At 69.8% G+C, this 21,836-nt stretch carries 18 protein-coding genes; 5 read left to right on the top strand and 13 right to left on the bottom strand.

What is annotated here, in order from left to right; genetic code table 11:
* Positions 1 to 66: 66 nt before the first annotated feature.
* Positions 67 to 585 carry a DUF4334 domain-containing protein gene (locus OV208_RS26630; RefSeq protein WP_267576712.1) on the bottom strand — a complete coding sequence of 173 codons (519 nt, stop codon included), beginning with the start codon at positions 583 to 585 and terminating at the stop codon, positions 67 to 69.
* Positions 582 to 1,700, bottom strand: coding sequence for an NAD(P)-dependent alcohol dehydrogenase (locus OV208_RS26625; protein ID WP_267576711.1), 1,119 nt, complete (start codon positions 1,698 to 1,700; stop codon positions 582 to 584). The genes OV208_RS26630 and OV208_RS26625 overlap by 4 nt, the downstream gene beginning before the upstream one ends.
* A 353-nt stretch (positions 1,701 to 2,053) precedes the next feature.
* Here OV208_RS26625 and OV208_RS26620 point away from each other — a divergent pair, with 353 nt between their 5' ends.
* From OV208_RS26620 to OV208_RS26610, 3 genes are all read left to right on the top strand, one after another.
* On the top strand, positions 2,054 to 8,035 hold the full coding sequence (locus OV208_RS26620) for an ATP-binding protein (RefSeq protein WP_267576710.1): 5,982 nt from the start codon (positions 2,054 to 2,056) through the stop codon (positions 8,033 to 8,035).
* 213 nt (positions 8,036 to 8,248) lie between these two features.
* A complete protein-coding gene (locus OV208_RS26615) occupies positions 8,249 to 9,250 on the top strand; it encodes a lytic transglycosylase domain-containing protein (protein ID WP_267576709.1) in 1,002 nt (333 codons plus the stop codon).
* 66 nt (positions 9,251 to 9,316) lie between these two features.
* Positions 9,317 to 10,234 (top strand): LysR family transcriptional regulator, encoded by a 918-nt coding sequence (locus OV208_RS26610; protein WP_267576708.1) that lies wholly within the window; start codon positions 9,317 to 9,319, stop codon positions 10,232 to 10,234.
* A gap of 1 nt (position 10,235) precedes the next feature.
* Here the strand turns inward: OV208_RS26610 and OV208_RS26605 are convergent, their stop codons facing one another.
* The 8 genes from OV208_RS26605 to OV208_RS26570 all read right to left on the bottom strand — a co-directional run bounded on the left by OV208_RS26605 (position 10,236) and on the right by OV208_RS26570 (position 17,122).
* Positions 10,236 to 10,844 carry a TMEM175 family protein gene (locus tag OV208_RS26605; RefSeq protein ID WP_267576707.1) on the bottom strand — a complete coding sequence of 203 codons (609 nt, stop codon included), beginning with the start codon at positions 10,842 to 10,844 and terminating at the stop codon, positions 10,236 to 10,238.
* 12 nt (positions 10,845 to 10,856) lie between these two features.
* Positions 10,857 to 11,492 carry a YoaK family protein gene (locus tag OV208_RS26600; protein ID WP_267576706.1) on the bottom strand — a complete coding sequence of 212 codons (636 nt, stop codon included), beginning with the start codon at positions 11,490 to 11,492 and terminating at the stop codon, positions 10,857 to 10,859.
* Between the two features lie 20 nt (positions 11,493 to 11,512).
* Complete coding sequence (locus OV208_RS26595; RefSeq protein ID WP_267576705.1) at positions 11,513 to 12,895, bottom strand: alginate export family protein; 1,383 nt, start codon at positions 12,893 to 12,895, stop codon at positions 11,513 to 11,515.
* 23 nt (positions 12,896 to 12,918) lie between these two features.
* Complete coding sequence (locus OV208_RS26590; protein WP_267576704.1) at positions 12,919 to 14,775, bottom strand: amidohydrolase; 1,857 nt, start codon at positions 14,773 to 14,775, stop codon at positions 12,919 to 12,921.
* Between the two features lie 13 nt (positions 14,776 to 14,788).
* The gene (locus OV208_RS26585; protein ID WP_267576703.1) at positions 14,789 to 15,058 is read right to left on the bottom strand and encodes a XapX domain-containing protein; all 270 of its coding nucleotides are present in this window, start codon (positions 15,056 to 15,058) and stop codon (positions 14,789 to 14,791) included.
* Between the two features lie 18 nt (positions 15,059 to 15,076).
* The gene (locus OV208_RS26580; protein WP_267576702.1) at positions 15,077 to 15,733 is read right to left on the bottom strand and encodes a hydrolase; all 657 of its coding nucleotides are present in this window, start codon (positions 15,731 to 15,733) and stop codon (positions 15,077 to 15,079) included.
* A gap of 142 nt (positions 15,734 to 15,875) precedes the next feature.
* On the bottom strand, positions 15,876 to 16,373 hold the full coding sequence (locus tag OV208_RS26575; protein ID WP_267576701.1) for a hypothetical protein: 498 nt from the start codon (positions 16,371 to 16,373) through the stop codon (positions 15,876 to 15,878).
* Positions 16,374 to 16,402: 29 nt separating this feature from the next.
* Positions 16,403 to 17,122 carry a DUF6585 family protein gene (locus OV208_RS26570; RefSeq protein WP_267576700.1) on the bottom strand — a complete coding sequence of 240 codons (720 nt, stop codon included), beginning with the start codon at positions 17,120 to 17,122 and terminating at the stop codon, positions 16,403 to 16,405.
* Positions 17,123 to 17,371: 249 nt separating this feature from the next.
* Between OV208_RS26570 and OV208_RS26565 the strand changes: the two genes are divergently transcribed.
* The gene (locus OV208_RS26565; RefSeq protein ID WP_267576699.1) at positions 17,372 to 17,971 is read left to right on the top strand and encodes a hypothetical protein; all 600 of its coding nucleotides are present in this window, start codon (positions 17,372 to 17,374) and stop codon (positions 17,969 to 17,971) included.
* 78 nt (positions 17,972 to 18,049) lie between these two features.
* Here OV208_RS26565 and OV208_RS26560 read toward each other — a convergent pair whose 3' ends face one another.
* A complete protein-coding gene (locus tag OV208_RS26560) occupies positions 18,050 to 18,967 on the bottom strand; it encodes a fatty acid desaturase (RefSeq protein WP_267576698.1) in 918 nt (305 codons plus the stop codon).
* Between the two features lie 153 nt (positions 18,968 to 19,120).
* On the opposite strand from OV208_RS26560, the gene OV208_RS26555 reads away from it, so the two are divergent.
* Positions 19,121 to 20,047 carry a hypothetical protein gene (locus OV208_RS26555; protein WP_267576697.1) on the top strand — a complete coding sequence of 309 codons (927 nt, stop codon included), beginning with the start codon at positions 19,121 to 19,123 and terminating at the stop codon, positions 20,045 to 20,047.
* 3 nt (positions 20,048 to 20,050) lie between these two features.
* On the opposite strand, the gene OV208_RS26550 is transcribed toward OV208_RS26555, so the two are convergent.
* On the bottom strand, positions 20,051 to 20,974 hold the full coding sequence (locus OV208_RS26550) for a DMT family transporter (protein WP_267576696.1): 924 nt from the start codon (positions 20,972 to 20,974) through the stop codon (positions 20,051 to 20,053).
* Positions 20,974 to 21,807, bottom strand: a complete 834-nt coding sequence (locus OV208_RS26545) for a hypothetical protein (RefSeq protein WP_267576695.1) — start codon at positions 21,805 to 21,807, stop codon at positions 20,974 to 20,976. The genes OV208_RS26550 and OV208_RS26545 overlap by 1 nt, the downstream gene beginning before the upstream one ends.
* Positions 21,808 to 21,836 lie beyond the last annotated feature (29 nt).

Raw genomic sequence — 21,836 nt, 5'->3', positions numbered from 1 at the left:
CTGTGGACCTCCGGGCTTCGCGACGCCCGCCCGCCCCTCCCCAGGGGTACGGGGACCACGGGGACGCTAGCGAAGGGTGGGCGCCTGGGGGTCGCGGCGCAGCACGAAGAAGTACGGCGCTGGCATGCCCCGCGCGTCCATCACGCCCAGCAGCGTGTCCGCGTCCACCTGGCGGAACACGTCGTTCGTCGGCCAGTCGTCGTAGATCATCGTCGCGCTGAGCTTCCCCCGGTACTCCGTCATGCGCAGCCGCGCCTTGAACTTCGCGGTCTCCACGTCCGCCCGGTGCGGCCCCACGGGCCCGCGAATCGTCGGTGACGGCCACTTGCGCGGATCCACCGGGAACACCGCCGCGCGGTCCTCCGTGAAGAACAGCAGGGGGTGCACGCTCTCCGCGTCGATGAACTGCTTTCCATACCAACCGGTCGCGCTGAGCATCCCATCCATCGGGTGCTCCGTCTGGAGCTCACCGCCCTTCCACGTGCCCCGCATGAACGCGAGGTCCACCGTGGACAGGCTGTCGAACAACGCGAGCGCCTCATCCGCGCGGAGCCGCCCGGCTGTCACCGCTTCGTCGAAGGTCATGATGTCCCTCCCTGCATGCGCAGCACCGGCTTGATCGCCGTGCGCGTCTCCATCTCGTGGACCGCGTCGTTGATGGCCTCGAAGTCGTGGCAACGGATCAGCTTCTCCAGCGGGAAGCGTCCGGCCGCGTGCAGCGCGACCAGCTTCGGGATGAAGCTCTTCGGGTCGGCGTCCCCTTCGAGGATGCCCACCAGCTTCCGGCCGGCGAGCAGGGCGTGCATCGGCAGCGTGACCTCCGCCGCGTCACGGCCCGGCAGCCCGAGCAACCCGCACGTGCCCCGGGGCCGCGTCACGTCGAACGCCTGCCGCAGCACCTGGGGCAACCCGACACACTCCAACGAGAAGTCCACCCCGCCCCGGGTGCGCTGGCGGATCGCCTTCGTCAGGTCGGGCTCGCCCGCGAGGAAGGTGTCCGTGGCGCCCAGCTCGCGCGCGAGCTCCAGCCGCCGCGCGTCCAGGTCCACCGCGAGGATGGTCGCCGCGCCCGCCACCTTCGCCGCCATGATGGCCGCGAGCCCCACCGCGCCCGCGCCGAAGACGGCGAGCTGCTGGCCCGGCTCCATCCGGAACGACTCCAGCACCGCGCCCGCCCCCGTCTGGAAACCGCAGCCCAGCGGCGCGAACAGTTCCAACGGCGCCGACGCGTCCACCTTCACCGCGTTGTGCTGGTGCGCCAGCACGTGCGTCGCGAACGACGACTGGTGGAAGAAGCTGGAGCGGACCGGCGCCCCCCGCCACCGCATGGGGAAGGAGCCATCCGGCCGCGCTCCCGACACGTTCCCCGCCGGCCCCCGCTCGCAGTACGCCGGCTGTCCCCGCCCGCACGTGCCGCACGCGCGGCAGGAGAAGAAGCTGAGCACCACCGCGTCGCCCGGCGCGAAGTCCGTCACGCCCTCCCCCACCGTCTCCACCACGCCCGCGCCCTCGTGCCCGAGCACCGCGGGGAAGGCAAAGCGGGCCGCCCCCGCCCGGTAGGTGAGGTCCGTGTGGCAGATGCCGCTCGCCGTCACCCGCACCCGCAGCTCCCCTGCCCGGGGGGACTCCAGTTCCACCTCGTCGATGACGAAGGGACCCATCACCGTCTGCAGCAACGCGGCACGCACCGGAAGAGCCATGGGCCCATCCTATTCTTATTGGCAATCCGCCAACAACGTCGCCAGGGTACCGCCTTCACGCGGGCCGGAGGTCGTCCGGACCTGCCTCCGGGTGGGGTTCTTCCCTTCGCCCGGCGGAACGTTGACTTGTCGGCATGCGCGCACGCCGAGGGAGCAGGGAAACAGCAGGCCGCCAGACGTGCGGGGCACCGGGCCGTCCTCATGCGGTCCGTCCCGCGAGAGGTGTGTTAACGCTCGGAGGCATGAGCCACGGCCCTGACTCCCGCGCGCCAGTGGGAAGCTCCCACGCTGTCGACGACTCACGCGCGCCCCACGAAACCGCCGCTCCCTGGGTGCTGGAAGGGGGGGGCGAGATGGGCGCCCTCATGCGCGCGATGGACTGGTCCGCGACGGCGCTCGGTCCCTTGAGCGACTGGCCCCAGTCGCTGCGCACGATGGTGAGCACGTGCCTCAACAGCCGCTTTCCCCTCCTGGTGTGGTGGGGCGCGGACATGGTGATGCTCTACAACGACGCCTACCGGGCCATCCTCGGCGACAAGCACCCGCGGGCCATGGGGCAGCGCGGACGCGAGCCCTGGGCGGAGATCTGGCACATCATCGGCCCCATGCTCGAAGGTGTCCTCACCCGGGGTGAGGCGACCTGGTCGGAGAACCAGTTCCTGCCCATCCACCGGCACGGGTTCACCGAGGAGACCTACTTCACCTTCTCCTACAGCCCCATCCGCGAGGAGGGTGGCGGCGTGGGCGGCATCTTCACCGCCGTCGCGGAGACCACCGCCCAGGTGCTCGATGCACGGCGGATCACCCTGCTGCAGACGATGGCGGCCCGCACGACGGGCACCCAGAGCATCGCCGAGTGCTGCGCCCGGGCGATGGAGGCCCTGGCGGAGGATGCCTCGGACATCCCGTTCGCCGCGCTCTACCTGCTCGACGCGCCAGGGACCGCGGCCCACCTCACGGCCCACACCCCCTTCCGGGCGGACGGCCCGACCTGGCCCCAGGAGGTCCTCCTCACCGGCGACCCGGAAGCGCCGTGGCCCTTCGCCTCCGTCGTGCGCACGGGCCAGCCAGCGCGCGTGGAGGGCCTCCAGGAGCGCTTCGGCGCCCTGCCCTCGCACGAGGGACGCCCCACGCCCACCTCGGCGCTCGTCCTGCCGGTGGCCCGGCCCGGCGACGCCAGACCCGCCGCGCTGCTCGTGGTGGGGCTGGCCCCCTTGCTGGGACGCGATCCGAAGTACCGCGCCTTCCTGGACCTCGTGGCCGGCAACCTCGCGACCTCCCTCGCCAGCGCCCGGTCCTACGAGGAGGAGACCCGACGCGCGGAGGCGCTGGCGGAGCTCGACCGCGCCAAGACGGCCTTCTTCAACAATGTCAGCCACGAGTTCCGCACACCCCTCACCCTGATGCTGGGGCCCGTCGAGGACGGGCTCGCGGACACGGAGGCACCGCTTCCGCCCCCCCAGCGCGAGCGACAGGAGCGGGTCCGCCGCAACGGCCTGCGGCTCCAGAAGCTCGTCAACGCCCTGCTCGACTTCGCCCGCATCGAAGCGGGCCGCGCCCAGGCCTCCTTCGTCCCCACCGACCTCTCCGCTCTCACGGCCGACCTGGTCAGCAGCTTCGATTCGGCGATGACATCCGCGGGCCTCCGGTTGGCGGTGGACTGTCCGCCCCTGCCCGAAGCCATCCACGTCGATCCAACGATGTGGGAGAAGGTTGTCCTCAACCTCGTCTCCAACGCCTTCAAGTTCACCTTCGAAGGGGAGATCCGCGTCGCGCTGAAGTGGGAGGGTTCGCGCGTGGAGTTCACCGTCCAGGACACCGGCGTGGGCATCCCGGAGGAGGAGCTGCCCCGCCTCTTCAACCGCTTCCACCGCGTGGAGGGGGTCCGCAGCCGCAGCCACGAGGGGACGGGCATTGGCCTCGCGCTGGTGCAGGAGCTGGTGAAGCTGCACGGCGGGACGGTGGGCGTGCGCAGCGCCCCCGGCACGGGAACCACCTTCACGGTGAGCCTGCCCACGGGCTCCGCGCACCTGCCCGCCAGGCACGGGGACACGGACGGCACGCGCGTTCCTCCGCGCGGCGGACCGGAGGCGTTCCTCGCGGAGCTGTTCCAGTGGACCGGGGACGGGGCCTCCCCCCCGCCTGCCGCCGCGACGCCCACGTCGGTCCAGGCGAGGGCCCGCATCCTGCTGGCGGATGACAACGCCGACATGCGCGACTACCTCACGCGCCTGCTGGCGCCGCGCTGGAGCGTGGAGACGGCGGCCCACGGCCTCCAGGCGCTCGAAGCGGCCCGGGCGAACCCGCCCGACCTCATCCTCTCCGACGTGATGATGCCGGGCATGAACGGCACGCAGCTGGTCCAGGCCCTGCGCGCGGACAAACGCACCCGGACCATCCCGGTGGTGCTCCTGTCCGCCCGCGCGGGCGAGGAGGCCACCATCGAAGGGCTGCGCAGCGGCGCGGACGCCTACCTCGTCAAACCCTTCTCCGCGAACGAGTTGGTCGCGCGCGTCGAATCGCAGCTCACGGTGTCCCGGCTGCGGCAGGACGTCCTCCAGGCGGAGCGCACGCACGTGGAGGAGACCACCCGCCTGCTCGAAGCCTCCCGGCTGGCCACCCGCTCGCGGGAGGAGACCCTCGCGGTCGTCAGCCACGACCTGCGCTCGCCGCTCACCGCCATCGGCACCGCGGCCGAAATGCTCCAGCGGGCCCTGGGCCACGACGAGCGTGAGACGCGGCTGCGCAGGCACACCGACTCCATCCGCCGCTCGGTGGGCCGCATGAACATGCTCATCGCGGACCTGCTCGACCTGGCGAGCATCGACGCGGGCACGCTCTCCATCGACGTGCGGCCGCAGACGGTGGAGGAGCTCGTCCGGGAGGCGCGGGAGCTCTTCGAGCCGCAGGCCACCGACAAGGGCCTGCGCTTCACCGTCGACCTGGAGCCCGGGCGCGTCCTGCGGTGCGACAAGGAGCGCATCCTCCAGACGCTCGGCAACCTGCTGTCCAACGCCATCAAGTTCACGCCCCCGGGCGGCAGCGTGGGCCTGAGGGTGGAAGCGGAACCCGGGACGCGGGGCGTGCGCTTCGGTGTGACGGACACCGGTCCGGGCATCTCCGAGGAAGCGCAGGCGCGCATCTTCGACCGCTACTGGCACGCGGCCCAGAAGCAGCGGGAGGGCCACGGCCTGGGCCTCGCCATCGCGAAGGGCATCGTGGAAGGCCACGGAGGACGGCTCTGGGTGGAGAGCGCGGAAGGCCGGGGCAGCACCTTCTGGGTCTCCCTCCCCGCCGAACCGCGAGCACAAGCCGTGACGCGCGAGGCTTCGCCCGTGCAACGCCAGCCGCCACGCAAGCCAGGCCGGGACGAGGCGTTCATCCAGTCGGGCGGCGAGATGGGCTCCCTGCTGCGAGCGCACGACTGGTCCACCAACTCCCTGGGCCCGCTGGAAGACTGGCCCCAGTCGCTGCGGACCTCCGTCAGCACGATGCTCCGCTCGCCCTACCCCATCATCCTCTTCTGGGGTCCCGAGCTGCGCATGCTCTACAACGACCCGTTCCGTCCCATCCTGGGCGCGAAGCATCCCCAGACCGTGGGCGCCCGGGGCAACGAGGCGCTCGCGGAGGAATGGGGGCAGTTGGGCCCCCTGATGATGCGCGTCCACGAAACGGGCGAACCCCTGTTCATCGAGAACGGGAACGTCAACTTCGCGAGGCGGCCGGGAGGCCTGCGGGAGGAGTCCTACTTCACCTGGTCCTACAACCCGACCATCGGTGAGTCGGGGGAGATCGCTGGCCTCTTCGCCATCGCGAGCGAGGCGACGCGCCAGGTCGTCGGGGACCGCCGGCTCGCCATCCTCCGGGAGCTGTCCATCCGCACGGCGCTCGACAAGAAGGTCGAGGCCATCTTCCGCTCGCTGGAGGAGGTCCTCGCGCACGCGGCCCACGACCTGCCCTTCGCGCTCTTCTATGTCGTCCGGGAGGACAAGGCCCGGCTGGTGAGCTGCGCGGGCCTCGCGCGGGGCGTGGCCGCGGCCCCCCTGGAAGTGCTGCCGGACGACGCGGCGTCCTGGCCTCTGGCGAGCGTCGCGCTTTCGAGGCAGGAGGCGCTGGTCGACGACCTGGCCACGCGCTTCGGCCCCCTTCCCGGCGGACCCTGGCCCGAACCCACGACGCGCGCCCTCGTGCTTCCGGTGCCCATGGGGGCGGAGAGCGAAACCACCGGCGTGCTGGTGGCCGGCCTCAGTCCGCTGCGTGCGTTGGATGACGAGTACCGGGGCTTCCTGCAACTGCTGGCGCGTCAGCTCGCCGCCAGCGTCTCCAGCGCCCGCGCCTACGAACAGGAGAAGCAGCGGGCGGAGGAGCTGGCCCAGCTCGACGAGGCGAAGACCGCGTTCTTCAGCAATGTCAGCCACGAATTCAGGACGCCGCTCACGCTCATCCTCGGCCCCGTCGAGGACGCGCTGTCCAGGGCGGGCCAGTCGTTGGAAGGTGAGCAGTTGGACCTGGTGCGGCGCAACGCCTTGCGCCTGTACAAGATGGTCAACACGCTGCTCGACTTCTCCCGGATGGAGGCCGGCAGGGCCCAGGCCAGCTACGTGCCCACGGACCTGTCCACCCTCACCACGAGCCTCGTGAGCGCCTTCCAGTCCGCGGTGGAGAGCGCGGGCCTCAAGCTGGTGGTGGACTGCCCGCCCCTGCCCGAGCCCATCTACGTGGACCCGGACATGTGGGAGAAGGTTGTCCTGAACCTGCTCTCCAACGCGGTGAAGTACACGTATCAGGGTGAGATCCGCGTGCGGCTCCAGTGGCAGGACGCGCAGGCGGTCCTCACCGTCCAGGACACGGGGGTGGGGATTCCGGAGGAAGAACTTCCGCGCGTCTTCGAGCGGTTCTACCGCGTCCGCGTCACCCAGGGCCGCAGCCACGAGGGAACGGGCATTGGCCTGGCGCTGGTGCAGGAGCTGGTGAAGCTGCACGGGGGCACCGTCGCGGTGGAGAGCCGGTTCGGGGAGGGCACCACCTTCACCCTGCGGATGCCAAAGGGGTTCGCCCACCTGCCCCCGGACCGGGTCGAGCGCCAGTCCCCGCCGCGCGTGTCCGCCGTCGGGGCCGCGCCCTTCGTCGAGGAGGCGCATCGCTGGTCCGCGGAGGTTGCGGACCTGGCCATGCAGGACATCACGCCGTCCAGGGCCCCGGTGGTGGAGATGCCCGCGGAGCTCGCGCGCTCCCGCATCCTCCTCGTCGACGACAATGCCGACCTGCGCGCCTACGTCGCCGGGTTGCTGCGGCAGGGCTTCCAGCACATCGAAACCGCCACGGACGGGCTGGACGCCCTGGAGCGGGTGCGCGTCCAGCCACCGGACCTCATCCTCTCCGACGTGATGATGCCCCGGATGGATGGCTTTGGCCTGGTGCGCGCCCTGCGCGCCGACGAGCGCACGCGCGCCATCCCCATCATCCTGCTCTCCGCCCGCGCGGGCGATGAGTCCACGGTGGAGGGCCTGCAGACGGGAGCGGATGACTACCTGGTGAAGCCCTTCTCCTCGCGCGAGCTCCTGGTGCGGGTGCGCACCCAACTGGACATGGCCCGCGTGCGCCGCAAGGTGATCCGCAACGAGTTCGAGAAGGAAGCGCTGCGCGAGTCCGTGCGGGTGCGGGACGAATTCCTCCGGCTCGTCAGCCACGAGCTGCGCACGCCCGTGAGCGCCCTGTCCCTCAACGTCCAGGGCCTGAGCCGCGAAGCCCAGGCCGAAGCGTCGCCCGCCATCCTGCGGGTCAAGGCCCGCACGACGGAGAAGCAGCTCCACCGCCTGTCACGGCTGGTGGAACAGCTCGTGGACGTGTCGGAGTTCGTCACCGGCCCGCTGGAGCTGACGCGGGAGGACGTGGACCTGTCGCAGGTGGCGACCACGGTCGTGGAGCAGTCGCGGGAGAAGGCCGCCCGTGCGGAGTGCCTCCTCACCGTGAAGGCACCCGTGCCGGTGGTGGGCCACTACGACCCGGCGCGGCTGCACCAGCTCATCGACTGCCTCATCGACAACGCGCTCAAGTTCGCAGCGGGCAAGCCCGTGGAGGTAACCGTGGAGCGGACGGGGGACCAGGCGGCCCTCACGGTCGTGGACCACGGAGAGGGCATCGGGCCGGAGGACCAGGAGCGCATCTTCGGACGCTTCGAGCGCGCCGTTCCCGCGAACCACCACGGCGGCTTCGGCCTGGGCCTGTGGATCGCCCGCCACATCGCGGAGGCGCACGCCGGAAGCATCCGCCTTGCGCCCACGGAAGGCGGAGGCGCCACGTTCACGCTGGTGCTCCCGCTGGACGCGGCGTGAGGCCCGGCGCCCGCTGATGACGGGGAACATCGGCCGGTGACAGGAGTCACCAGGGCGCAAGGCTCCACCGCCTCCGGGGTGGCAGGGCCAACCCAAGACAAATCCAGGGGTTGCCCGTGGACCGGGCGCCCCGCGAGGGCTGGCACGGCCGCTGCTATGGGTTCCGGCATCGAAGCACGCTGGCCTCCCACCCCTTCTGGAAAGCCCCCTGCCATGAGCATCTCGTCCCTTCGCAACAGCCCGTCTTCCTTCACGCGCACCCAGGCCCGGACCGACTCCGCGGCCCGCCCCGCCATCCTCTCGGGCGCCACGGACGCCTCCGCCTCCTCCCAGAAGATGGGCTCCAGGATGGCGGCCCTGCGGCAGGACGGCTTCGACATGGGCCCGGGCAAGGACAAGCAGGCCCTGGGCAAGCTGCTGCAGGACACCCTGACGGCGCTGAACACGCTCGCGCAGTTGGTGGGTGGCCTGGAAGGAATGAAGGGCGCGGAAGGGGCCCAGGACGTCCCCAGCCTCGGTGGGGAATCGGATGCGCAGCCCTTCTCCGACAGCAGCTTCACGCCGCAGGACTGCACGAGCCCGTCGCCCGTGGAGCTCAACCCCAGCCCCGTGGGTCCGTCGTCCGCGCAGGACACCAGCGCAACCCCGGCCCCCACGGACATCGGCGACACCGCGGCTCCCACGAGCACCGGCGGAACCACGGGTCCGACGAGCAGCAACGGAGCCACGGGTGGCTCGAAGCTGGGCGGCAACCTGCCCCCCGGGCTGGAGAAGTTCCGGGGCGCCATCGAGTCCGCGTCCGCCAAGACGGGCGTGCCGGCGGAGGTGCTGGCCGCGCAGATCTGGCAGGAGTCGCGCGGCAACCTGGAAGCCATCTCCACCAACGGCGGCAATGGCCTGACGGACACCGGGCTGATGCAGGTCAATCCCAACACGTACAAGGAACTGCAGGCGAAGCACCCCGAACTCCAGGGCAAGGACCTCTCCGACCCGGAGACGAACATCCTGGCGGGCGCCTGCTACATGAAGGACATGAAGGAGCAGTTCGGCGGCAGCATGGACCTGGCCCTGCGCGCCTACAACTCCGGGCCGAACGGCGTGGACAAGAGCAACCCGGACGCGATCCCCGCCGGCACGGGTGACGCCACCTACGTGCAGAAGGTGAAGAGCTTCTCGAACATCCTGGCCACCGGCCAGGGCACCCTGCCGGCGTAAGGCAGGACCCTCACGCAAACCGGCAATCCTTTGCGCCCCATCATCGATTCATGAGATGGGGCGGGGATGTTCGACCCCGTCACGCTCGACCAGCTTCGCGCCTTCGTGTCCGTCGTCGAGGAGGGGAGCTTCTCGGCGGCGGCGCGCAAGCTTCACCGGGTGCAGTCCGCCATCAGCACCGCGATGGCCAACCTGGAGTCGCAGTTGGGCGTGCCGCTGTGGGATCGCTCGACGAAGGTGGCCACGCTGACGCCCCAGGGGCAGGCGGTGCTCGCGTCGACGCGGCGCGTGCTCTCCGAAGTGGACGGGCTGCGGCGGCTCACCACCGGCATGACGTTGGGGCTCGAAGCGTCGGTGTCGCTGTGCCTGGATGCCTTCTTCCCCGTGAAGGCGCTCATCGACCTGTGCGCCGCGTTCACCCGGGAGTTCCCCGCGGTCGACCTGCGCGTGGACACGCAGGTGATGTCCGCCGTCTCCGCTCGCGTGCTCGACGGCACGGCGACCCTGGGCGTCGTGAACCCCGCGGGGCTGGCCCGGGGACTCGAAGCACAGGCGCTGTCGCCCATCCGGGTGCTCCCCGTCGTGAGCCCGACCCATGCGCTCGCGGCCTTCAAGGGACGCATCGCCAACCGGCACTTCGTCGACGCGATTCAAATCGTGCTCTCCGAATGCGACGAGGCGAGCATCTCCGACCAGGCCGGGCTGTCGCCGCGCACCTGGCGGGTCGGCGACCTCTACACCAAGCACGAGATGCTGCGCGCGGGCCTGGGCTGGGGCAACCTGCCGGAGCATCTCATCCGCGACGACCTGCGCGAGGGCCGGCTGGTGGCCCTGCGGCCCATGGCCTGGGGCACCCACGAGAACACGCTCAAGCTGCTGGCCATCTACCGCGGCGACACCGTGTTCGGCCCCGCGCACCACTGGCTGCTGGAGCAGCTCACCCAGCTTTGCGCGCGCGAGGCCCGCCGCCAGCGGACGGGGTGAGTCAGACGCCGTCGTGCACCGGCCGCATGTTGGCGCTCCACAGGGCCCACATGCCCGCGCACAGCGCGAGGCTCAGCGGCAGGCTCCAGAGCGCGACGACGGTCGCCGCCAGATACACCGGGAACCCCAGGCGGTAGTGCCACGTGAGCCGGTGTTCGAGCGCATCCGGAGCATGCTGCCGCTGGAGCAGGTACCACAGCAGGTTGTAGGCCACGTTGATGAGCACGAAGAGGCCCGCATAGAGGGCACCGGCCATGGAGCCAGAGGGCTCCATCAGGTGGGCCGACAGCAGCGACGTCGTGAACGGCACCAGCGTGGTCAGCAGCATCAGGAACCCATTCGCGAAGAGCACCGGCGTGTCCGCCCGGCGCGCGAACTTCAGGATGCCGTGGTGGTCGATCCACATGATGAGGACGGTGCTGAAGCTCGCCACGAACGCCAGGTACGTGGGCCACCGGGACGCCAACTGCCAGAGCAGCGTGCGGGAATCCCGGGCGGACTCCGTGAGCTCCGGCTTCAGGTCCAGCGCCAGCAGCGTGATGACGACGGCGAAGACGCCATCGCTGAACGCTTCGAGCCGGGCGTTGTCCGGCCTTTCGGTGTCTGGCATCGAGCGGGCCTCCTACAACCGGCTGCGAACCCACAGCGCCAGGGCGACGGGGACGAGGAACGACGCGAACCCCAGGTGCTGGACGCCGAACGCACCCCCCAGACAGCCCAGCGCGAACGCCAGGATGATGAAGCCCAGCGAGCGGTGCTTGCCGGCGTTCTCCGGGGCGCCCGGAATCACCTTCTCCACGAACCACTGGGTGACGTTGCCGGTCATCACGGTCGTCATCGGCCCCAGCGAGGGTGCCACCCGGTGCATCGCGTTCTGGATGCCCATGGCGATGACCGCGAACACCACGACGACCTTGTGCGCCGCCGTGCCCTGCACGAACAGGGGCACGGCCGCCGCTGCCCCGAAGGCCACCGCCTGGAGGAGCAGGAGCAGGCGCGCGGACCCCTCCGCCCGGCGGCGGTGCAGGTGCGTGGCGCCGAAGACGGCCAGGACGAAGAGGGGGAAGGTCGACAGCTTGAGCCACTCGTCCGCGTTGGCGTTGCGCGCGAGGTCCGCCGCGAGCACGACGAAGTTGCCGGTGACGTGCGCACAGAAGATGCCCCCCGCGCCGACGAAGGTGACGGCGTCCGCGTAGCCCGCGACGAACGCGAGCGCGGCGGGAACCCATGCGGACTTGGAAGTGAGGCTGGGAGTCATTGGGAGGTCGGTGCCGTGGGTCAGTAGGTGAAGGTCGTCCAGGTGCCGAAGAAGTCGACGTCCCGTCCGGTGACCGCCCTCAACGAGGGCCCGGCGACGACGTGCGAATACTCCGCATTGAACATGAGGTGACGCGTGGCGCGGTAGCCAAGCGACAGTGAGAGCTGCGCACCGGTGTACCGCGACCGCGAATCCGAAGGCGCTACGAGCACGTCTCCCGGCGGTGTGTAGACAGCGTCCTGGACCGACTGCCGGAAGAAGAAGACGCAGCCCGCCTCCAGGGTGACGGCGTCCAGGTCCCACTGCACGAGCGGATGCACTTCGTACAGGTTCGACGGGTAGATCAACGGCAGGGCGCTGAAGAAGGTCTGGTTCGGAAACCAGGCATGGAAGGTGGAGACCCGTCCGTCGTCCGCGTTCCGGTCACCGCTCAGTGCATCCCCACGCACGCCCACCCGCAACGGAGCAAATGACAGTCGCTGCCACAGTCCTCCCGCGAGTCCCCAGGCCAGGACCTCGGCGTCGCCCACCGTGCCTGCCTGGATGAGCGCATGCCCGATGTACTCGAGGCCGCCTTCGGTCTGACCGAACACGCGCAGGCCCAGCATGTGGCGAACCTCGCGCCCTTCGACCGCGCCATAGGTCACCGATGGACGGTCGCGCCCGAGATAGAAGGCGTCGAGCGAGAGCTGCTTTCGCGGAAGCACGGCCACGGTCGCGTAGAGGCCCCAGAACCGGTTGCGCCACGCGGGAGCATCATCGAGCACGCCGCGCTCCAGCCGCGGCACCACGCCGCCAAAGCCCTCCACGTTCCAGCCGTCACCCGTGACGGTGAGGCGGGCCAGGTCGAACGCCTGACGGACATTGGTTCCGTCGCGGGTGCTCACCCACCGCGTGGACCCCAGCGACATCTCCTGGCGTCCCACGCGGGCCACGAAGCGGGCCTTCGGGCTCGCGGCGCTCCACTCGACGAAGGCCTGCTGCACGTCGAACAGGTCGCTGCCCGGCGGTTCATCACGGGCGGGAGCCCCGAGCGCGTAGTGCCCTCCCAGTTGGACGAAGGCACGCAGGGGGCCCACGTGCGCGTCCACGTGCAGCAGGTTGCGGGAGAACAGGACGCTCTGCGACAGCGGGCCGTCCAGCCCTTCGGTCAGCTCATAGCGGAGCCGGTGCTGGCCCCCAAAGGAGAGATACGCCTTGTCCCCCAGGGGGACGTATTTGACGCGGTCGAACGGATCCTCCCCGGGCCGCAAGAGGGGATCCGACCAGTCCTCCAGGTAGCGGATCGCGGCATACCGGGGCACCGCGCGCGGCTCGGGGACGTCTTCCGCCCGGGCCGCGAACGACATGCCCAGCAGCCCGGAGACGCCGAGGAAGAATCCGCTCCGTGAAAGGCTGAGCATGAAGGCGTCCCGCGTCCCTTCGCTCAGAACGCCCAGCAGGAGCAGCCCAGGAGGCCCCAGAACGTCGGGTCCTCCGCGACAGGCACCGGCCGCCGCCAGGCCGCCTTGCCATGCGCATGCACGCCACAATCATGCGGTGCGGCGTGTCCCGGAGCCGCGACGTGAGCCTCCCGGACCTGCGCGGTGGCGTGCGCATACCCACCGAAGCTCCGGACCGGAGACCAGTCCGGCATCGCCGGGGGCAGCGGCGGCGCGAAGCCCGAGAAACCTCCCGTGCCGTGCACGACCTTCCCGCCGACCATCGTGAGCACGGACTCCAGCTGGGAGATTTCATCGGCCGGGACGCTGAAGTAGTCCGCCGACAGCACGGCCAGGTCCGCGAGCTGCCCCACGGCGAGCTGCCCCTTCTTGCCCGTCTCCGAGGAGAACCACGTGTTGCGTTCGGTCCAGAGCCGCAGCGCGGTCTCCCGGTCGATCAGCGCGTCCTCGCCGTACAGCGACGTCCCCGCGACGGTCTTCCCGGTGACGAGCCACGACAGCGACACCCACGGATTGTAGGACGCGACGCGCGTGGCATCCGTGCCAGCCCCCACCGGGACCCCGGCGGCGAGCATGCGGGCGATGGGCGGCGTGTGGGCCGCGGCCGCCGCGCCATAGCGCTCCACGAAGTACTCGCCCTGGTAGGCCATCCGGTGTTGCACCGCGATGCCACCGCCCAGCGCGGCGATGCGGTCGATGTTGCGCTCGGAGACGGTCTCCGCGTGGTCGAAGAACCAGTGCAGTCCCCCGAAGGGCATGTCGCGGTGGACCTTCTCAAAGACATCCAGGGCGCGCGAGATGCTCTCGTCGTAGGTCGCATGCAGGCGCCACGGCCAGCGGTTCTCCACCAGCACCCGGACGACCTCTTCCAACTGGCCCTCCATGTCCGGCGGCAGCTCCGGGCGCGGCTCGCGGAAGTCCTCGAAGTCCGCGGCGGAGAAGACCAGCATCTCCCCCGCTCCGTTGTGGCGGAAGTGGTCGTTGCCCTGCCCCGGCTGGACCTGCTTCGTCCACGTGCGGAAGTCGGCGGCCTCCTCGCCCTTGTGCTGGGTGAAGAGGTTGTAGGCGATGCGCAGCGTGAGTTCGCCCGCGTCGGCGAGCTTCTGCACGACGGCGTAGTCGTCGGGGTAGTTCTGGAAGCCACCGCCCGCGTCGATGACGCCGGTGATGCCCAGCCGGTTCAGCTCGCGCATGAAGTGGCGGGTGGAGTTCTCCTGATACTCCAGGGGCAGCTTCGGCCCCTTGGCCAGCGTCGCGTAGAGCAGCTGCGCGTTGGGCTTCGCGAGCAGGAGCCCCGTGGGGTTCCCGTGCCGGTCGCGCTGGATTTCACCGCCCGGCGGGTTCGGCGTGTCCTTCGTGTAGCCACAGGCGCGCAGCGCCGCCCCGTTGAGCAGTGCGCGGTCGTACAGGTGGAGGATGAAGACCGGCGTCTCCGGCGCGACGGCGTTCAGCTCCTCGAGCGTCGGCAGGCGCCGCTCGACGAACTGGAGTTCGGTGAAGCCGCCCACCACCCGCACCCACTGGGGCGCGGGGGTGACGGCCACCTGCTGGCGCAGCATGCGCATCGCATCCGCGAGCGACCGGACCCCGTCCCAACGCAATTCGAGGTTGTAGTTGAGCCCGCCTCGAATCACGTGGGTGTGGCTGTCGATGAGGCCGGGGATGACGCGGCGGCCCCCCACGTCGATGACCCGGGTGTCCGGCCCCTTCGACTTGAGGAGGTCGCTCGCCGCCCCCACCGCGGAGAACCGGCCGTCCGTGATGGCGACGGCTTCGGCTTCGGAGGCGCCAGGCAGCAGCGTGGTGAACCGGCCGTGGTGCAGGATGAGGTCGGGGGGCATGCGGCGTGTCCCTTCAGGGGTTGGGGCTTGGGGGCGGGGTTTCCCCCGGAGGCGCGGGGGGTACACCGGTGACCTTCGGAACGCACTCCTCGGCGAGCCATGCCGCCGTGAGCGGTTCCCGGCGAAGCAGCCGGCGCCCCACGGGCACCAGCTGCTCTCCAATCAGGATTCCCAGCAGTCCCGCCAGTGCGACAAGAGGCGGCGCGGGGGAGCGGACACCGAGCAGACCGTAGAGGAAGCCAATCAGCGTCCCCGCGGCGATCGACACCAGGTAGATTTTCATGACCGGAGGGCCAGCAGGTCAGTGACCGCCTTCGCCCCCGTTGAACATCGTCTTGGCGTAGAGCAGGCCGATGCCGTAGGCGCCGCCCGACTCCTTCGCGAGGTTCACGACGGCGTCGTACGTCTTGCTCCGGGCCCAGTCGCGCTGAAGCTCGAGCAGGTACTGGAGCGACGTCATGGGCCGCACGCCTGCCTGGATCATCCGCTCCATCGCCCGTTCGTGGGCCTCCGTGGAGACGTCACCACACGCGTCGGCGATGACGTAGACCTCGAAGCCCTGATCCAACGCGGACAGCGCGGGACCGACGATGCACACCGACGTCCAGAGGCCCGCCAGCACGATGCGCGACTTGCCGATGGCGTTGACCCGCTCCGCGATGCGGGGGTCTTCCCAGGTGTTCATCGACGTCCGGTCGATGGCCACCTCTTCCGGAAACGCGTCCTTCAGCTCCGTGAACATCGGACCGGAGAAGGACTTCTCCGCCACGGTGGTGAGGATGGTGGACACATTGAACACCCGCGCCGCCCCGGAGATGAGCGACACGTGCGTGCGCAGCTGGTTCGCGTGGATGGAGTGCGTCGCGAACGCCATCTGCGGCTGGAAGTCGATGAGGATGAGCGTGTGGTCGCTGGGGGTGAGAAGCGTCTTGCCAGGAGCTGCGGTCGCGGTGGCCATGAGGGGTGCCCTTCTTCCGTGGAAGGGCGACACCCTCACTTACTCAAGACATGTCCACAATCGGCAAATGGCAGATGATTTGTATCAACTGGGGAGATGGCACGAAAGACAGACAAGCCTTCGCACCTCCACTGACCCGCACTCAGCGCGTGGTGGCCGGCATCACGCCCTGGCTGTAGTTGTCACACAGGGCTAGGTACTCGTCGCTGTCAATGGCGAGCGCGGAGACGCGCTGCTTCTTCACCTTGGGCTTCGCCAGGGTGGTCTTGATCTGCACCATCTTCATGATGGGGATGCCCATGTAGCTCTGGTCGACGTAGAGGTTCTCCTTCATCTCGTCCCAGGCGATGAGGACGCCATCACTGAAGCGGATGCCGTCCCGGCCGATCAGCAGCGCGGGCTTGTCCAGGCTGCCCAGGCCCTTGACGCAGTTGAAGAACATCCAGCCCGCGGCCAGCGTGATGACGGCGAAGAAGGCCATCGCGCCCGTCTCCCCCAGCGACCGGTAGGTGAGCGCCCCGAAGAAGGCGAGCGCCAGCGCCCAGATGACCGCGCCCGAGATGAGCTTGAGGCGCGAGTTGTAGACCGCGTGCGGCTGTTCGGCCTTCTTCTTCGACTGGGGGTTGCGGTAGATTTCCATGTGGTGATGCCCGGTGTTGGGGGTGGAGGTCAGCCGGCCAGGCGGTCTGACAGGTAGGCCAGCAGCACTGGCGCGTTGGGAATCTTCGCTTCGTCGATCTTCCGGGGCTTGCCCTGGGCGACGATGACCAGCTCGCGGGTGGACACGCCGGTGTCGAACTCATCCTGGACGCGGATGCTCTCGATCTCCTCCCAGCGCAGCAGGCGCCCCTTGTGGGTCAGCCCCGCGTCGTCCAGGGTCAACGGCCCGAAGCGCACCGACTGCCCCTCGGCGACCTCACGGCTCACGCGCTCCAGCAGCTCCGGGACGACGTGCTCCATCACCCCCTGGTGCAGCGCCTCCGCGTCGCTCCACAGGTTCAGCCGCAGCTTGTAGCTGCCGCCCCGGTGCCGCAGGACGATGCGGTCGTGGTTCTGGATTTCGAGCACCGACTCCACGTCCCGCCAGGCGATGCGGACCTCCCCCGCGCGCAGGCCCTGGTCGTCCAGCGACAGGGAGTGCGGCGCGCGCATCCAGACAAAGAGGTCGCTGGCCCGCCAGCCGATGAGGTAGATGCCACAGGGCAGGCCGAACAGCAGGATGAAGAACCCCATGCGGCTCTGGAGCAGGCTGACCACCATGTCCAGGGGCAACAGGTGCACCCCCGCGGGGGCGAGCAGCGCCGCCACCACCAGGTAGCTCAGCACGAGCCCCGCGAAGAACCAGTAGAGTACGGATGTAGGGAACACCAACGAGTGCGAGCGTTTCAACCGAAGCCTCCAAACGGGCCGGGGATGGGCCGGGGTCGGGGCTTCGTGAGCCTCAGCGACGAGTCCGCACGTCTATAGACAATCGCGTGTGTCAGCGCGATGTCTTTCGTCCGGTTCGCGACTTCTCACGCGCCGAGACCGTCTATGTTTGTTCTTCGCGGAGTCCGGTGATTCCAAACGCCACCGGGATAGGGGCTTACGCCGCGAATCAGCCTCCGAAAGGCGGGACTTCTCGGCTAGGGTCCCCCCATGTCCAACGACTTTGAACCCATCGACAGCAAGCGCGCGAACGAGCTTCTCGCGGACATCCTCGCGACCCCGTTCGATGAGGACGACGACCAGCTCCAGTTCGTGCTCCACCGGGGCAACCTCGCGATGCCGGGGGACTTCCAGCTCGACAGCAACGAGGTCGTCATCGTGAACGGGGACATGGCGGTCGCCGGCTGCCTGGCGGACTCCTTCGAGAACGAGGACGATTACTCGAAGCTCTACGTCCTGGGAAACCTGCGCGCGCGGGACATGGTCTGCGGCTCGGAGGTGCACGTCACGGGGAACCTGGACGTGGCGCACGTGCTGTACGCCAACTCCTTCGACCATGACACCCTGCACGTGGGCGGGACGCTGAGCGCGAAGATCCTCATCGAGGAGGGCCACCAGGTGGAGTTCGGCACACTCGCGGTGGAAACCCTCATCACGGACGATGAGACCTGGCGCGAGGTCAAGAAGGATGCCCAGGTGGGCGACTACGGCAAGACGCTCAAGCCGCACCTCGTGGGCAAGGGCGGCCGCTTCATCCTGAGCGAGGCCCTGCACAAGGACCTCCAGGAAGGACTCTCCGTCCTGCGCTGAGTCCCGCGGGCGGGCCCGGGCCGCGCCTGACAGCGCGGCCTGGAGGCCAGCGGCAGGTGCAGCTCCGTGCGAGGAAACCTACCCAGTCCCCCCGGGGACGGCTTGACCGCCCTTGCGATTCTTCGCGGGGCGGTCCCAGGCCTGGAGCGACTGGACCAGCCCGCAGGCCTCCAGCGCGCGCAGGCTCAGCCAGCCGAGGTCCAGCTCCTCCGCCCGCATCCCCATCCGCGCCGAGCTGGCGAACGCGTGGTGGTTGTTGTGGAAGCCTTCGCCAAACGACAGGACTCCCAGAAGCCAGACATTGGTCCCGCTCTCCGTGACGCCCGGGATGACATGCCGCTTCTCACCCCAGACATGCGCGGCGTAGCCCACGAACCAGTGCCCCAGGATGCCGCCCGCGGTCCGCGCACAGACAAAGACAGCCACCGCGCCCGCCCCGCCCACCGCGAAGGTCACCGCCGCCAGCGCGAGCACGTGGAGGGGCCATGTCCACTCCAGGAATCGCAGCCACCGGTCCTCCAGGAGGCCCGGTGGAAGCCGCGCGAGGGCGCGGTCATCCGCCGCGTCGAAGCGCAGGTGCAGGTTCCACACGAAGTCGCGAAACACCGAGTGCCGGTAGGCGAAGTACGGCGGACAGTCCTCCTGGTTCTGCCAGTAGTCGCGCACCGCGTGCAGCCGCGCCCACGACAACGGCCCGCCCAGCCCGCTCAGGACGAAGAGGTAGAGCAGCGCCCCGCGCACCGCCGGGCTGGCCTCGAAGGTCCGGTGGATGACGCCCCGGTGCAACCCCACCGAGTGCCCCAGGCACAGCGTCAGGAAGGCCATCACCAGGGACGCCGTGAGCGTCGCGGGCGTCACGGCGGGGATTCCGAAGACGAGGCCCGGAACCAGCATGGCCCAGAGCCAGAGGCTCTTGAACGCGTCGAACCGGACCCGACCCACCGCCGGGGGCACCAGGGGGCGCCCCGACACGGCTGCTGCTGCTTCGGTCAACATGGGGATGCTGCCTTTCGTCGTCCCGAAGGACGCACATCGGCGCTCCATGACCACGCTGGCTTGTTAACCGTCCGGGCTCCCGATGCCCGCGGTCCGCTCACGCGCGGATACACCCGCCTCGTGGCACGCATTAGACTTCGTTCCGAGGACGCCATGCCCCTGCCCCTGTACGACTACGTCCCCCAACTCGCCATCGTCGGCAACGCGCGGCTGCGGGGGATTGACCTCCAGGCCCAGGTGATTGACGACCCCGGAGGCGCGGCCATCCACCGGGGCCCGGACGACTTCCAGGGGTTCGCACTGGACGGAGGCTTCGAACCGTCCTTCTACGCCTGGGTCGACGCGCTGAAGGCCCGGAGGCTCGTCGCGCTCCGGGTGCTCTGGACACCGGACCCGGCGGATTGGGTCCTCAACAATCCTCCGCCTCCCCTCCCCCGGCAGCCAGACTTCGTCCTCGTCTTCAGCGACCGGGAGGTCGGGTACGCGCTCCGCCGTGAGCGCGCCGACGCCTCCCCCCACGTCCCCATGGAAGCCTTCGTCCCGGTGGAGGAATCGCGCCAGCTACCCCTTCTGACGACGGACGTCGCGGAGCGCGAGCTGCTGGAGGCGCTGCGGGGCTACGTGCGGTTCCTCGAAGGCAAGGTGCCACGCGACAACACCACCGCCGTCTTCTACGAGGCCATGGGCCGCGACGCGCTGGAGCTCCTCACGGACCCCGAGGCCCGCTTCCAGGAGCGGCTCACGGCGCGGCGTGCGCAGGAACTGCATCAACTGCGCAAGGACTACAAGCCCCGGACTGGCTACACGAAGGCGATGCGCCCCCAGGTGCTCGAACAGGCGGCGCTCGTCCAGAAGATGAACGACTTCGTGCGCGTCATGGAGCAGGCGGGGCTGTCCTGGCGGACGCAGCGGCTGGCGCTGGCCGCCCGGAACATCCAGCCCCTCGACATGCGCCACGAGCGCACCTCGGAGGAGATGCTTCCAGACTACGTGCGCCACCCCGGCTACATCGCGGTCGGCTCGCGGCTGGTCCGCGCCGCTGCCGACGCGCGCAACGCCGCGCTGAATGCCTCCGGCTGACGCTCAGGCCGTCCGGGCGTTCACCATGGCGATGCCCGCCAGGATGACGCCCATGGACAGCAGCATGGGCAGCGTCAGGTGCTCGTTGAAGAAGAGCAGGCCGGACAGCACGCCCGTCGCCGACACGACGTAGCCGAACTGGCTGAAGTACACCGGGTCCGCGACCTTCTGGAAATGGAAGTACACGCGGTAGCCCAGGCTGGTGAAGAAGCACTGGGCCAGGATGACGCTCCACCCCGCCATCCCGGGGCGCTGCAGGCCCCCGTTCATCACCAGGAGCGGCAGGAGCGCCAGCGCCCCGCCCAGCAGCATCCCCCCCGCCAGCAGGCTCGCGGGCACGCCCTTGGGCATGCGCAGCTTCCGGTACACGTTGCCCGCCGCGATGCTGATGGGCGTGCAGAGCGCCAGCGCCAGCCACCAGGAGGACCCGGTGCCCGCCGCGCTCCCCCGACCCAGCACGAGGATGGCCGCGCCCACCAGGCCCACCACGATGCCCGCGAGCCGCAGGGGTCGGTAGCGTTCGATGCCCAGGCCCCAGGCAAAGGCATACGTGAACAGCGGCGGCAGCGTGTACACCAGCGACGTCACGCTGGTGCCCACGAACTGCATCACGATGAACGTGACGCTGTTGGGCACGGCCACGCTCAGCACGCCGGCAATCAGGCTGTAGAGCAGCACCGGCCGCGCCTCCGGGGTGCCCGTCACGCTCCGGCCGCCGGCGAACGCCAGCACCAGCCCGCTGCCGAGCGCCGGCCAGAAGGCGAAGGCCAGCGGAGTCCAGCCCTCCGCTCTCGCCACCCGGGACATGGGCAGCATGCTGCCCAGCAACATGCCGGTGGCGATGAGCAGGAGCAGCGGCGCGTCCCCCCACTGCCGCAGCCGGGAGCCGACCAGCGAGGGGACATTCATCGGGACGGGGTCACTCATCAGAAGGTGGTGCCCAGCGCCAGCGCCGCCGCCCAGAGCCCGTTGTCGGAGAAGGCGAAGCCCAGCGGCGCATCCAGGTTCATCACCAGCCGGGCCTCCACGAAGCCCGCCGAACCGTAGAAGCGCGCGTGGGGGATGAGCGCGAGGAAGGTGGGGTCCGCCCCCTCCACCGCCGTCGCCAGGTAGATGGCCTGGAAGGTGGAGCCCACCAGGACGTGGGACGTGACGTCCATGGCCGCGGTGCCGGAGAACTGGAAGACCGCGTCCACCCGCTGCCCGCGCTTCTCGGAGAGCTGCGCGGACATGGGGACGCGCCCGTCCACGCCGAAGCGGAAGCGCCCCGTCTTCAGCGTCGCGTCCACCCACGGCGTCAGGCCGAGCAGGCCCGGGTTCACCAGGCTGAAGGCGCTGTTGCCCCGCAGCGTGGCCGCGCGCCGCAGGAGCGCCGAACCGAAGTCGTCCGGGTCCGTGATGAGGGTGAAGGGCAGCACCAGGTTTCCACCCGTGCGGACCTTCAACGCGCCGTCGTCGCTCAGCACGCCGCCCAGGCCCACGGAGGGATTGCCCGCCTGGAACGCGGTGGGACCGCCGGACCGGGACGGCGCGTAGGCGAAGAGCCAGGCGGCGTTGAGGCTCAAGCGGTCGCTCAGCGCGATGGAGCCGGAGACGGCCGGGGCGAACACCGTGGTGGCCTGCCCGTTGAGCGACCCGGAATAGGCATACGTCTCATACAGCAGGGCATTGGGCGGACGCGGCGAGGGCCCCTGGGCGAGGGCCGCCGGGGCGGCGAGGAGGAACGCGGCGGCGCCGAGGGCGCGAAGGAAGGAATTCATGAAGGGGGACCGCGGGGTGAAGGAAGAAG

Origin of the sequence: Corallococcus sp. bb12-1, assembly GCF_026626765.1 — a bacterium.
Taxonomy (GTDB): Bacteria; Myxococcota; Myxococcia; order Myxococcales; family Myxococcaceae; genus Corallococcus; species Corallococcus terminator.
Note: the sequence above shows the minus strand (reverse complement) of the source record. Positions and strands in the feature narration are given on the sequence as shown.